11 protein-coding genes are annotated in these 12,406 nt (G+C 73.3%); 4 read left to right on the top strand and 7 right to left on the bottom strand.

Translation table 11 applies throughout. From position 1 onward, the window contains the following. Positions 1-63 precede the first annotated feature (63 nt). A complete protein-coding gene (locus IF06_RS0121315) occupies positions 64-1,875 on the bottom strand; it encodes a hypothetical protein (protein WP_030273074.1) in 1,812 nt (603 codons plus the stop codon). 173 nt (positions 1,876-2,048) lie between these two features. On the opposite strand from IF06_RS0121315, the gene IF06_RS0121310 reads away from it, so the two are divergent. Further along, positions 2,049-3,290 carry a PHB depolymerase family esterase gene (locus IF06_RS0121310; RefSeq protein WP_030273072.1) on the top strand — a complete coding sequence of 414 codons (1,242 nt, stop codon included), beginning with the start codon at positions 2,049-2,051 and terminating at the stop codon, positions 3,288-3,290. Between the two features lie 28 nt (positions 3,291-3,318). Here the strand turns inward: IF06_RS0121310 and IF06_RS0121305 are convergent, their stop codons facing one another. Next, positions 3,319-4,218 carry a TIGR01777 family oxidoreductase gene (locus tag IF06_RS0121305; protein WP_030273071.1) on the bottom strand — a complete coding sequence of 300 codons (900 nt, stop codon included), beginning with the start codon at positions 4,216-4,218 and terminating at the stop codon, positions 3,319-3,321. A 123-nt stretch (positions 4,219-4,341) separates the two neighbouring features. On the opposite strand from IF06_RS0121305, the gene IF06_RS0121300 reads away from it, so the two are divergent. Then, entirely contained in the window at positions 4,342-4,812 is a 471-nt protein-coding gene (locus IF06_RS0121300; RefSeq protein WP_013475700.1) for a helix-turn-helix domain-containing protein, read from the top strand. An 11-nt stretch (positions 4,813-4,823) separates the two neighbouring features. After that, the gene (locus IF06_RS0121295) at positions 4,824-5,372 is read left to right on the top strand and encodes a PIN domain-containing protein (RefSeq protein WP_030273069.1); all 549 of its coding nucleotides are present in this window, start codon (positions 4,824-4,826) and stop codon (positions 5,370-5,372) included. A gap of 29 nt (positions 5,373-5,401) precedes the next feature. Here IF06_RS0121295 and IF06_RS0121290 read toward each other — a convergent pair whose 3' ends face one another. The 4 genes from IF06_RS0121290 to IF06_RS0121275 all read right to left on the bottom strand — a co-directional run bounded on the left by IF06_RS0121290 (position 5,402) and on the right by IF06_RS0121275 (position 9,401). Continuing rightward, positions 5,402-6,412 (bottom strand): aldo/keto reductase, encoded by a 1,011-nt coding sequence (locus tag IF06_RS0121290; RefSeq protein WP_030273067.1) that lies wholly within the window; start codon positions 6,410-6,412, stop codon positions 5,402-5,404. A gap of 11 nt (positions 6,413-6,423) precedes the next feature. Further along, a complete protein-coding gene (locus tag IF06_RS0121285) occupies positions 6,424-7,371 on the bottom strand; it encodes a TIGR03621 family F420-dependent LLM class oxidoreductase (protein WP_030273066.1) in 948 nt (315 codons plus the stop codon). An 83-nt stretch (positions 7,372-7,454) separates the two neighbouring features. Continuing rightward, positions 7,455-8,789, bottom strand: coding sequence for a low temperature requirement protein A (locus IF06_RS0121280; protein WP_013475704.1), 1,335 nt, complete (start codon positions 8,787-8,789; stop codon positions 7,455-7,457). A 45-nt stretch (positions 8,790-8,834) separates the two neighbouring features. Further along, positions 8,835-9,401, bottom strand: coding sequence for a TetR/AcrR family transcriptional regulator (locus IF06_RS0121275; protein WP_013287733.1), 567 nt, complete (start codon positions 9,399-9,401; stop codon positions 8,835-8,837). A 147-nt stretch (positions 9,402-9,548) separates the two neighbouring features. Here IF06_RS0121275 and IF06_RS0121270 point away from each other — a divergent pair, with 147 nt between their 5' ends. Next, positions 9,549-10,484, top strand: a complete 936-nt coding sequence (locus tag IF06_RS0121270; RefSeq protein ID WP_030273064.1) for an SDR family NAD(P)-dependent oxidoreductase — start codon at positions 9,549-9,551, stop codon at positions 10,482-10,484. A 61-nt stretch (positions 10,485-10,545) separates the two neighbouring features. Here the strand turns inward: IF06_RS0121270 and sucB are convergent, their stop codons facing one another. Continuing rightward, the gene (sucB, locus tag IF06_RS0121265; RefSeq protein ID WP_030273062.1) at positions 10,546-12,384 is read right to left on the bottom strand and encodes a 2-oxoglutarate dehydrogenase, E2 component, dihydrolipoamide succinyltransferase; all 1,839 of its coding nucleotides are present in this window, start codon (positions 12,382-12,384) and stop codon (positions 10,546-10,548) included. Positions 12,385-12,406: the final 22 nt, after the last annotated feature.

Below are 12,406 nucleotides of genomic sequence, written 5' to 3'. Positions count from 1 at the left end.
AGTCCCGCCCTCCGGGAACCGGACCCGTGAGCCTCGTCGCCATCGCGGGGGACACGGCGGTGGTCAGGCCGGCACCCGCCACAGCCAGACGTCCTCCACCCGCTCGGGCGGGCCGAGCAGCGCGGTGGCGGTGCGCCGCAGCGCCTCCTCGTCGACGTCGAACTTGGCGCCGTGCACCCGGTCCGGCAGCACCACCGCCTGGACCCCCCAGTAGCGCAGGTCCGCCCGGGACTCGCGGATGCTGCCGTCGGTGATGATCGGCACCAGCCCGGTCCGGCCCGCCTGGTCCATCAGCGAGTCGAAGGTGCGCGGCACCGGGCCGATCCGGCCCCGGCCCTCCGGCCCGCCGGGCCCGAGGAAGAAGCCGGACGGGATCCGGAACTCACCCTGCCGGTGGGCGAGCGCGTACGCCTGCCAGCGCTGCCCGTCCGGGTAGACGTCCACGGTCAGCGGCAGCGGCGTCAGCACCCCGTCGGGCGGGACGTAACGCTGCCAGGCGCCGCTGGTGATGAACTGCGGGATCGGCTCGCGGACGCTGGTCAGCAGCGGCGTGGGCACCAGCGGCAGCAGCGCCGCGGCGAAGCCCAGCGCCCAGGCGAGCCCGCTCACCCGGCGCCGGGGCGGCCGGGCGCGCAGCGAGTCGATCGCGTACGCCAGCAGCAGACCGATGACCGGCGCGACCACGAGTGCCAGCCGGGACGGCAACGCCGCGTTGATCACCGGCAGGTTGTCCAGCACCCCGAACGGCAGCGTCTGGTCGAAGCGGCGGCCGTTCCACTTCACAGTCGGCCCCCACGACAGCACCGCGAAGACCACTGCGGTCACGCCGAGCGCCGCGAGGGTGGCCCGGAACGCGCGGTCCGCGCGCCGCCACAGCAGCGCGAAGCAGGCGGCGGCGAGCAGGAGCAGCGGTACGCCGAAGAACGAGTTCTCCTCCGTCGGGTTGGGCGCGAGCGAGGTGCCCCACCCGGCCCAGCCCGCGAGCGACCGGCGCGGGTAGGACCCGTACGCGGCGATGTCCTCGGAGTGGATCAGCGGGTCGAACCCGGTGCCGTGGAACCGTTGCGGTCCGAGGAAGTGCAGCCACAGCGGGTACGCCAGCAGCGCCCCGGCGACGAGGGCTGTCACGCCCAGCCCGGCCGCCATCCGGGGCAGCGCGGCGCGTACCTCGGACCGGCGCGCCGGGTGCAGCGCCCACACCACGAGGAACACGCCGAGCGCCAGCGCGGTGAAGAACAGACCCTCGGCGGCGATCGAGAACGCGACAGCCACCAGCAGGCCGAGCACGATCCCGCCGGTGACCGCCCGGCCCGGCCGGCGCAGCCGGAACACGCCCCAGATCAGCAGCGGCACCAGCCAGCCCGCGGTCCAGTTCAGGTGCGCGTTCGCGTGCGACACCATCGCCGGGCAGAAGGCGATGAACAGCGCGCCCACCCCGGCGGCCAGCCGGCTGCGGACCAGATGCCGGCTGAGCAGCCAGTACCAGGCCACCGCCGTCGCGGCCAGGTTGAGCGTGAGGATCACCAGGAACGTCGCGGGCGGCCCGATCAGGTACGTCAGCGGCGCGAAGACCGCCGCGTACACGGTGATCGAGGTGTTGACCGCGAGGTTCACCCCGTCCGGGACGTTGATCAAGGTGGTGTACAGCGGGTTCTGCCCGTGGGTCAGCGCGTGCCCGCCGAACGCCAGCAGCCACTCGAACAGCGCCTGGTCACTGGAGTTGACGGTGATCGCGCGGCTGTTCGGATCCCGCCACATGCCACTCGTCACCCAGAGGGCCAGGGCCAGCGCGGCGAGCGTGACCAGCAGGTCGGCGCGCCGGTCGCGGACGCGCGTCGGCGCCGGGCCGGCGGCCAGGGACGGGGAGGAGGGCACGCAGCGGACGTTACCAACCGGACCTGGGCAGACCGCCCGGACACGGAACTCGCCGCACACTTCGGTGACCGTGAATGTGTGAGCGGCGGCCATTCCGGTGTGACGAAACGCGGCCGTAACGTCTCGGCAACTCGGAGGTGACTCAGTTCACATTCCACGATCGGGAGGTCCCCGTGCCCCGCTCCTCATCCCTCATCGCCCGCGTCGCCGGGGCGGCGGCCGGGGTCGTGCTGGCCGCGGCCACCGCGCTGGTCGCCGCCCTTCCCGCCCAGGCCGCCTCGCTGACCCAGGTCACCGGGTTCGGCTCCAACCCCGGCAACCTGGCCATGTACGCATACCGCCCGGACGGCCTGCCCACCGGCGCGCCCGCCGTGGTGCTGCTGCACGGCTGCGTGCAGAACGCCTCGACGTACGTCACCAACTCCGGCTGGCAGAAGTACGCCGACCAGTGGAAGTTCACGCTCATCGCGCCGCAGCAGCCCAGCGGCAACAACGCCAACTCCTGCTTCAACTGGTTCGAGACCGGTGACACCGCACGCGGCCAGGGCGAGGCGCTGTCGATCAAGCAGATGGTCGACTACGCCAAGACCACCTACGGCACCGACGGCGCCCGCGTCTACGTCAGCGGCCTCTCCGCCGGTGGCGCGATGAGCGCGGCCATGCTCGCCGCCTACCCCGACGTCTTCGCCGCCGGCTCGATCATCGCCGGCATCCCGTACCGCTGCGCCACCAGCACCGTCACCGCGTTCAGCTGCATGAACCCGGGCGTGGACAAGACCCCGGCGCAGTGGGGCGACCTGGTCCGCGGCGCGTACGCCGGGTACACCGGCAAGCGCCCACGCGTGGCGATCTGGCACGGCACCAGCGACACCACGGTGGCGACCGCGAACGCCGCCGAGTCGCGGGACCAGTGGACGAACGTGCTGGGCGTGTCGACCACCCCGACCAGCACGTCCACGCTGCCGGCCGGCACCGGCCTGGAGGTCTACGGTGCCGACCAGGTCCGCCTCTACCGGGTCTCCGGGATGGGCCACGGCACTCCCGTCGACCCGGGTACGGGCGCGGACCAGTGCGGCACCGCCGGGGCGTACTTCCTGGACACCATCTGTTCGACGTACCGGGACGCGGTCTTCTTCGGGCTCGGCGGTGGCGGCGCCTCGCCGAGCCCGACCCCGACGGCCACGGCGTCACCCACGCCGACGGCCTCGCCCACGCCGACCGCCTCGCCCACGCCGACCAGCGCGCCGGTCTGCGTCACCGCCAGCAACTACGCGCACGTGGTGGCCGGGCGGGCCTACCAGTCCGGCGGGTACGCCTACGCGCTCGGCAGCGGGCAGCGGATGGGCCTCTACAACACCTTCTACACGAGCAGGCTGAAGCAGACCGGGCCCGCGTACTGGGTGATCGGCTGCTGATCCGCCGCGTCGCGCCGCCCTCGGCCGGTCACTCGGAGAGGGCGGCGCGCAGCGCGCCCGCCAGGTCCGGGTGCGCCCAGGAGAAGCCGGCCTTGTCGAGCACGGCGGGCAGCACCCGCGCGCTGGTCAGCGCCTCCTGCGCGAAACCGCCGAGCGCCACCTTCAGCGCCACCGCCGGGATCGGCATGATCGCCGGGCGGTGCAGCTGGCGGGCCAGTTCCCTGGTGAACTCGGCGTTGGTGACCGGCGCCGGGCCGACCACGTTCACCGCGCCGGCGATGCCGTCGTGGTTCAGCAGGAACTTCGCGGCGTCGAGCCAGTCCCGCATCGAGATCCACGGCAGCCACTGCCGCCCGTTGCCCAGCTTGCCGCCGACGCCGAGCCGGAACGGCAGCAGCTGCGGCTTGAGCAGGCCGCCGTCGCGGTGCAGCGGCAGTCCGGTACGCAGGCGCACCACCCGTACGCCCGCGTCCTCGGCCGGGCGGGTCGCGGCCTCCCAGACGCGGCAGACGTCGGCGAGGAACCCCTCACCCGCAGGTGCCTCCTCGGTTACCGTCCGGTCGCCGGTGTTGCCGTACCAGCCGACGGCGGAGGAGTTCAGCAGCACCGTCGGACGGTCGGCGGCGGGCAGGCCGGCGATCGTGATGGCGAGCGTGGTGGTGCTGTCCACCCGGCTGGTCCGGATCACCTTCCGGTACTCGTCGTTCCAGCGCTTGTCGCCCACCCCCGCGCCGGCCAGGTTCACCACCGCGTCGGCGTCGGCGACGCACTGCGGGTCCAGCTGTGCGGCGGACGGGTTCCACTGCCGTTCGACGGGGGTGCGCGGCGGGCGGCGGACCAGGCGGGTGACCTGGTGGCCGTCCGCGGTGAGGCAGTCGACCAGTCGGGTGCCGAGGAAACCGGACGCGCCGGCCATGAGGATCCGCATGCTCACATCTTCGAGTACGCGGCGCGATTCGGATGCGTTGAGCGAAATCACTCACTCGTCACGCCCGCCGGTCACGCACGCTAAACGCGTTGCGTTTTTTTCGAATAGAGATACGCTTGCGTCATGAGCAACGCCCTGCGTGAACGTACGGTCCTTCCCCCGGACGACCCGGCTGAGCTGGCCCGGTTCGTGCAGGAACTGCGGAGCGCCGGCGGTCGTGCGCGGGCCAGGCTGGTCGGGCCGGACGGGTCCGAGATCGAGATCCCCGACGAGTTGTACGGCGTGCTGCGGGACGTGGTGACGGCACTGTCCGAAGGGCTCGCGATCTCCATCGCGCCGCACAACACGATGCTGACGACCCAGGAAGCGGCAGACCTGCTCAACATCTCCCGGCCCACGCTGGTCCGGTTGCTGTCCGAGGGCGAGATGCCGTACACGATGCGCGGCCGTCACCGGCGAGTCATGCTCCGGGACGTTCTCGACTACCAGGAGCGGACCCGGCAGGCGCGCCGCCGGACACTCGACCGGATGACCGCCGAAGCCGAGGAAGACGGCCTGTACGACGCGACGGCCACACCGCGCAGGACGAGATGAGCGTGACCTGAGTGGCGTTCCCGGCGTTTCTCGACACCTGCGTCCTCTACCCGGCGCATCTCTGCGACACCCTGCTGCGGCTGGCCGAGGTCGCCGCCTACCGACCTCTCTGGTCCAAGGACGTCCTGGACGAGCTGCGACGCAACCTGATCGTACGAGGCATCGCGGAGGAGCGGGTCGACCGCCGAATCGGCCAGATGGCCGAAGCCTTTCCGGACGCCATGGTCAGCGGGTACGAGTCGCTGATCGACGGCATGTCCAACGATCCCAAGGACCGGCACGTGCTGGCTGCCGCCGTCCGGGCGAACGCGGAGGTGCTGGTCACGTTCAACGTCGGTGACTTCCCCGAGCCGTCGCTCAAGTCCTTCGACATCGTGGCGGTGCATCCGGACGACTTCCTGCTCGATCAGCTGGACCTCTATCCGGGGCAGACACTCGACGTCCTGCACCGGCAGGCAGCGGCCTACCGCAGGGAGCCGACGACCGTACCGGGTCTGCTCGTACTGCTGGGACGCACCGGCCTGCCCCGGTTCGCCGCGGAGGTCCGCCGACACCTCTGAGGCGTCCCCCCGCGGCGAGACCCGGGCGGTCAGGCGTCGGCGGGGGCGGTGCGCAGGTCGGCGAGCAGGCGCTCCACCTCGGCGAACGCGTCCTGCGGCAGCGGCCCGTACGCCAGCGCGCCGAGATTCTCCTCGGCCTGCCCGACGGTCCGGCAGCCGGGGATCGGCAGGGTGTGCGGGCTGCGGGCGAGCAGCCAGCCCAGCGCGCCCTGGGCGAGCGTGCGGCCGTCGGTGGTCAGCGCCTCACGGACCCGGGCCACCCGCTCGGCCCACTCGGCGCGCGGTACGCCGCCGGTGAACCAGTCCAGCCACTCCGGTGCCACGCCGCGCACGTCGTCGTCGCCCCGGGCGGTGGGAGCATCCTGGTACTTCGCGGTGAGCAGGCCCATCGCCAGCGGCCCCCGGTTCAGGGCGGCCAGGTCGAACTCAGCGCAGACCTCGAGCATGGCGGCGTTGTCCCGCAGCACCGACTGGTCGTGCTGGATCGCCGCGCAGTGCGGTCCGGCCTCGGCGAAGGCGCGCGCCGAGGCGGGGTCGTCGGTGCTCCAGCCGTACGCCCGGATCTTTCCCTCGGCGACCAGGTCCTCCAGGGTGCCGACGAGGTCCAGCGCCCGCGGCACCGGCAGGCCGCCCAGGTGGAGCTGGTAGAGGTCGACGTGGTCGGTGCCGAGCCGGCGCAGCGAACCCTCCAGGCTGCGCCGTGCGTACTCAGGGCTGGCGTCCTCGCCGAGCGCCTGGCGGGTCTCCTCGTCGGTGGGATAGCCGAACTTGGTCGCGATGACCGCGCGGTCCCGGCGGCCGGCGAGCGCGCGCCCGAGCACCCGCTCGCTGTGCCCCGCGCCGTAGTTGCTGGAGGTGTCGAACAGCGTCGCGCCCAGGTCGAGCGCCCGGTGGACGGTACGCACCGACTCGTCGTCGTCCACCTCGCCCCAGCCGAGCGGTTGGGTGCCGTCCCAGAGCGGGCCGCCGATCGCCCAGCAGCCCATGCCGATCGCGCTGACCTCGATGCCGCTGCGGCCCAGCCGTCGTGTCGTCGTCATGCGCCCAGTGTTCACTTTCGAGTGTGCTCGAAGTCCAGCTCTTTTCCCGCCAGCCGGGGCAGGAGCGGGGCGAGCGCGTCGACGGCCCCGGCGCGTACCACGAAGCGGGTGACGCCCCAGCGGCGCCGGTGCCCGGCCACGGCCGAGACGATCTCGGCGGGCGTCCCGGCCAGCACGAACGGGGTGGCCAGCACCTCCGCCGGGGTGAGCCCGGTCTCGGCGGCCGTCCCGGCGGCGGCCGCCTCCGCGTCGTCGGTGACGGCGACGTGCTGGACCAGCGCCTCCAGGACCGGCGGCGTCTCCCGGCTGGCCGCTCCGGCCGCCACGTGCGCGAGCTGCGCCTCGATCTGGTCGGCCCGCCACCGGACGGTGTGCTGGTGGCCGTCGGGCAGCGTACGGCCGAAGCCGGCCAGGCCGACCACGTCGGCGTGCCTTCCGGCCCAGCGCAGCAGCGTCGAGTTGGAAGCGCCGACGGTCAGCGGGATCCGGTCCTGGACCGGGCGGGGCCGGTCGAGCCGTGCCGCGTACGTCGTCAGGTCCCCGGTGTCCACGGTGACCTCGTCGCCGGCCAGCAGCGCCCGGACCGCCTCGGCCACCTCGACGCAGCGGCGTACCCGGCCGGCGACGTCCGGGCGCTCGCGCCCGACGGCCCGCCACTCGGCCGGCGTGTGGCCTGCGCCGAGGCCGAGCCGGGCCCGCCCGCCGGAGACCACGTCCAGGGTGGCCACGTCGGCGGCGAGCAGGATCGGCTCGCGTACGCCGGCGTTGGAGACGTACGAGCCGAGGCCCAGCCTGCTGGTCACGGCCGCCGCGGCGGCCAGCGCGACGAACGGCGACGCGCAGGAGCCGGGGTGGTCGGCCGCGAACAGCGCGTCGAAGCCGGCCGCCTCGACGGTACGGGCCAGCTCGGTCCAGCTCGCCGCGTCGGTGGGCTGCGCCTGTACGGAGAAGGTCGCCATCGCCTCAGCATCGGCGCACGCCGCGCCGCCGGCCACCCCGCACACGCAGATTCTGCCGACGGCCGAACGTCACACGGCGGCGTTCATCCGTTCGTGTCGCGGTCCTCGGGTTGCTCGTGCCACCGGGCCCGCCAGGCCGCCTCGTGCGCCTCGTGGCTGGCGCGCTCCTCGAAGACCAGCTTGCGCAGCGCCTGCCGGCCCTCGGCGAAGACGATCACCTCGACGGCCACCATGCCCACTGTGAGGGCGGTCAGGATGCCCAGCGCGGCCAGCCCCGGCACCCGCTCCGCGACCGGGATGGCCACGCCGAGCAGCAGCACCGTCCCGACCCGGGTCCAGCTCACCGTGCGCAGGGTACGCAGCTGGAACAGCATGTTGCCGCACAGGTAGCAGATCACGCCGCCGTACAGCAGCGGCACGCCCGGACCGTGGGCCGGCTCGCTCGGCGGCACGTTCGGGTCGGCGATCCCGTGCACGATCGTCTCGGCGCCGAGCGCGAACAGGATGATGCCCGCGATCATCGGCAGGAACAGGTACGCGTACGCGTCCCGGGCCATCGCCACCCGGGGACCGTCCTGCGCGACGTGCAGGGCGATCCGGGCGGCCGGCCCGACCATGTCGTAGTGCGCCCACCAGAGCGCGGCGGTGAAGAAGATGCCGAGCACCGCCGCCGCCACGGCCGGCCAGGTGGGCGGCTGGCCGAGCAGGTTGCTGCCCACGCCGACGGAGATGACCGACTCGCCGAGCGCGATGATCAGGATGAGGTCGTACCGCTCGGTCCAGTGTTCGGCGGACGCGACGCCCCAGCCCCACGTGCCGGCGAGGATGCCGGTGCCGTACTGGAGCAGGATGACGCCGGCCCACAGCACGTCCCGCAGCACCGCCGCCGAGAACAGGTCGTCGATCCTCGGCGGCAGCAGCGCGGCGACCAGCAGCAGCGCGGTGCTGCCGACCACCTCGGGGGCGAACCGGATCAGTTGCCGGCGCTCGTTCGGGCTGTCCCGGACGGCGTGCCGGTAGAGCAGCAGGTGCACCAGCCGCAGGACGGTGTAGCTGAGCGCCGCGACCATCGGCCCGGCTTCGTTGCCGCGCGGGTCGCGGAACGCGTGCGGCAGCGACAGCGCGAACGTGAACAGCGCGGCCATGCCGACTGTCATGAGCACCGGGACGAAGCCCTCGCCGAGGCGTACCCGGGTGGCGACGACGCTGTGCACCACCCACGACCACCAGAGCACGGCGAGGACCAGCAGCGCGTGCAGCAGCGCCCCGCCGGTCACCTCGAGCGCGGTGGCCCGGGTGATGATGAAGAACGAGAAGACGAAGACCAGGTCGAAGAAGATCTCGAACCGGTCGACCCGGGCGCCCGGGGCCACCGGCACGGCCGGCCCCAGGCGTCCCCGCCACCCGTACGAGCCCACCGGCCGAGTCTGTCAGCGCCGGTCCGGGCCGCGGGCCGATTCCGGTCAGCCCGGCCGGTAGCGCAACCCGTCCATCAGCAGGTCGAGCAGGCGTCCGGCCTGGGCACGCTGGTCCGGCTCGCCCGCCACCAGGGAGACCCCGCTGAGGCTGGCGAGCACGTCGGCGGCGGCCACATCGGCGCGTACGACGCCCGCTGCGGCGCCCGCCGCGAGCAGCGCCCCGAGCGCGGCGAGCAGCAGGTCGCGGCTCTGCGCGTACGGGTTGGCGCCGGAGGCGATGACCAGCCGCAGCGCGTCGGCCATGCCCCGCTTGGTGGCGAGGTAGTCGACGAACCGGTCCATCCAGGCGCGTAGCGCCGCGTCGGCGGGCTGGGCCGCGAGCAGCGCCGGAGCGGCGTCGCAGAGCTTCTCCAGCTCGTTGCGGTACGCCGCCTCGATCAGTGCCTCCCGGCTCGGGAAGTGGCGGTAGAGCGTGCCGATGCCGACGCCGGCGTCCTTGGCGACCCGGTCCAGCGTTACCTCCGGGCCGTCCTGGGAAAACGCCTGGACCGCGGCGTCCAGCAGCCGCTGCCGGTTGCGCAGCGCGTCCGCGCGCAGCTGTCGGTCGGGCACGGGCACTCCTCCCTCGACCGGGTCGCCGGCCCGGCACGATGGTAACCGGAGCCCCCTCCGATTATGCTGGCGGAGTAACGGAGGATCCTCCGCTTCTCATCGTAGCGGGCGGACATCGGTCCGCGTCGCCGTCGACAAGGATGGACCATGACCAGCTCGACACCAGTCACCACCCCGTTCTCCGCCGAGACAACAGCCCTGGAGGTGGTCCGCGACCTGGACCTGACCGACCGGCGGGCCGTCGTCACCGGCGGCGCCTCCGGGATCGGCGTGGAGACCGCCCGCGCGCTCGCCGCCGCCGGAGCCGACGTCACACTCGCCGTCCGCAACACCGAGGCCGGGCAGCGTGCCGCCGACGACATCATCGGCACCACCGGCAACGACCGGATCCTGGTCGCCCCGCTCGACCTCGCCGACCTCGCCTCGGTGGCCGCGTTCGTCCGCACCTGGGACGGGCCACTGCACATGCTCGTCAACAACGCCGGGATCATGGCCTCGCCCGAGATGCGCACCGAGCAGGGCTGGGAGATGCAGTTCGCGACCAACCACCTCGGGCACTTCGCGCTCGCCACCGGGCTGCGCCCGGCGCTCGCCGCGGCCGACGGCGCGCGGATCGTCTCGGTCAGCTCGGCGGCGCACCTGCGCTCGCCGGTGGTGTTCTCCGACATCCACTTCCGGCAGCGGCCGTACGACCCGTGGCTGGCGTACGGGCAGTCCAAGACCGCGAACGTGCTGTTCGCGGTGGAGGCGACCCGCCGCTGGGCCGACGACGGCATCTACACCAACGCGCTGATGCCGGGCGCGATCCGGACCAACCTCCAGCGCTACATCAGCGAGGAGGAGCTGGCGCGGATGCGCAGCGGCAACGCGGCCGCCTTCAAGACCCCGGAGCAGGGCGCGGCGACCTCGGTGCTGGTCGCCACCTCGCCGCTGCTCGACGGCGTCGGCGGCCGGTACTTCGAGGACTGCCAGGAGGCCGGGCCGAACCAGCCGGGCACTCGCACCGGCTGGGCCGCGTACGCCCGGGACCCGGAGGCCGCCGAGCAGCTCTGGACCGTCTCCGAGGCGCACCTGCGCGGCTGACCCGCGGAAACGAGGAAGGGGGCGCGCGGCATGTCGCCGCGCGCCCCTCGCCGTCTCGGATCTACAGACCCAGCTCGGCCTCGAAGTTGCCGCCCTCCAGCCGCTCCTTCACCGCGGTGAGGAAGCGGGCCGCGTCGGCGCCGTCGATCAGCCGGTGGTCGTACGACAGAGCCAGGTAGACCATCGAGCGGATCGCCACGACCTCGCCCAGTTCCGGGTCGTTCACCACGACCGGACGCTTCACCACGGCACCCGTGCCGAGCATCGCCGACTGCGGCGACGGCACGATCGGGGTGTCGAACAGGGCGCCCCGGCTGCCGGTGTTGGTGAGCGTGAACGTCGCCCCGGCCATCTCGTCCGGGGTGATCTTGTTGGCCCGGGTGCGCTCGGCCAGGTCGGCGATCCGCTTGGCCAGGCCACCCATGTTCAGGTCGCCGGCGTTGTGGATGACCGGCGTGAGCAGCCCGCGCTCGGTGTCCACCGCGATGCCCAGGTGCTCGGCGCCCGGGTAGGTGATCGTCCCGCCGTCCAGGTCCATGCTGGCCTGGATGATCGGGTACGTCTGGAGCGCTTCGATCGCGGCCACCGCGAAGAACGGCAGGAAGGACAGCTTCACGCCGTGCTTGGCCTGGAACGAGTCCTTGGCCCGCGCCCGCAGCTTGGCGACCTTGGTGACGTCGACCTCGACGACGGTGGTCAGCTGCGCCGTCTCGTGCAGCGACTGCTGGAGACGCTTGGCGATGATCGAACGGATCCGCGGCAGCTTCTCCGTGGTGCCCCGCTTGGCGCTCGGCTCCGGCTTGGCGGCCGGCTTGGCCGGGGCGGGTGCGGACGGGGCAGCGGCGGCGGCCGGCGCGGGCTTGGCGGCCTTCGCCTTCTCGGCCGCCTCCAGCACGTCCTGCTTGCGGATGCGGCCACCCACGCCGGTGCCCTTGATCGAGCCCAGGTCCACGCCGTGCTCGGCGGCGAGCTTTCGCACCAGCGGCGTCACGTACCCGGCGGCGTCCTCGCCGTACTCGGACGGAACGCTCGGGCGCTGCGCGGCGGCCGGCGCGGCCGGCTGGGCCGCCTGCTCGGCCTTGGCCGGCTGCGCGGCCTGCTCCGCCTCGGCGGCCGGCTCGTTGTAGGACGCGCCCGGCGTGGGCTCCTCGACCTTCGGCTCCGGCTTCGGCTCGGGCTTCGCCTCGGCCTTGGGCTCCGGCTTGGGCTCGGGCTTCGGCTCCGCCTTCGCGGGCGCGGCGCCGGCCACCCCGACGATCGCCAGCACGGCGCCGACGTCGGCGGTCTCGTCCTCGGCGACCTTGATCTCCTGCAGCGTGCCGGCGACCGGCGACGGGATCTCGGTGTCGACCTTGTCGGTGGAGACCTCCAGCAGCGGCTCGTCCACCTCGACGGTCTCGCCGACCTGCTTGAGCCAGCGGGTGACAGTACCCTCGGTGACGCTCTCGCCCAGGGCCGGCATGGTCACCGGCGTGCCCTCGCCCGACGGCGCGGGCTCGGCCGGCTCCTCGACGGCCGGCTGCTCGGCCTCGGCGCCCGGCTCGGCAGCGGCCTCCTCGGCCTCCTGGGCCTGCTCCGGCTCGGGGCCGGTGCCCTCGGCGGCGGCCGTCGGCTCGGTGGCCGGCTCGGCCTTCTCCGTGGGAGCCGCGCCCGCGTCCTCGCCCTCGCCGGCGATGACCGCCAGCTCGCTGCCGACCTCGGCGGTCTCGTCCTCGCCGACCACGATCCGGCTCAGCACGCCCGCCGCGGGGGACGGGATCTCGGTGTCGACCTTGTCGGTCGACACCTCGAGCAGGGGCTCGTCGACCTCGACGGTGTCACCCTCCTGCTTGAGCCAGCGCGTGACGGTGCCCTCGGTGACGCTCTCGCCGAGCCGGGGCATGGTGACCGATACCGGCATGTTCTCCAGACTCCTTCATTCC

The sequence above is a fragment of the Micromonospora globosa genome (assembly GCF_000717585.1).
Lineage (GTDB): Bacteria > Actinomycetota > Actinomycetes > Mycobacteriales > Micromonosporaceae > Micromonospora > Micromonospora aurantiaca.
Note: the sequence above shows the minus strand (reverse complement) of the source record. Positions and strands in the feature narration are given on the sequence as shown.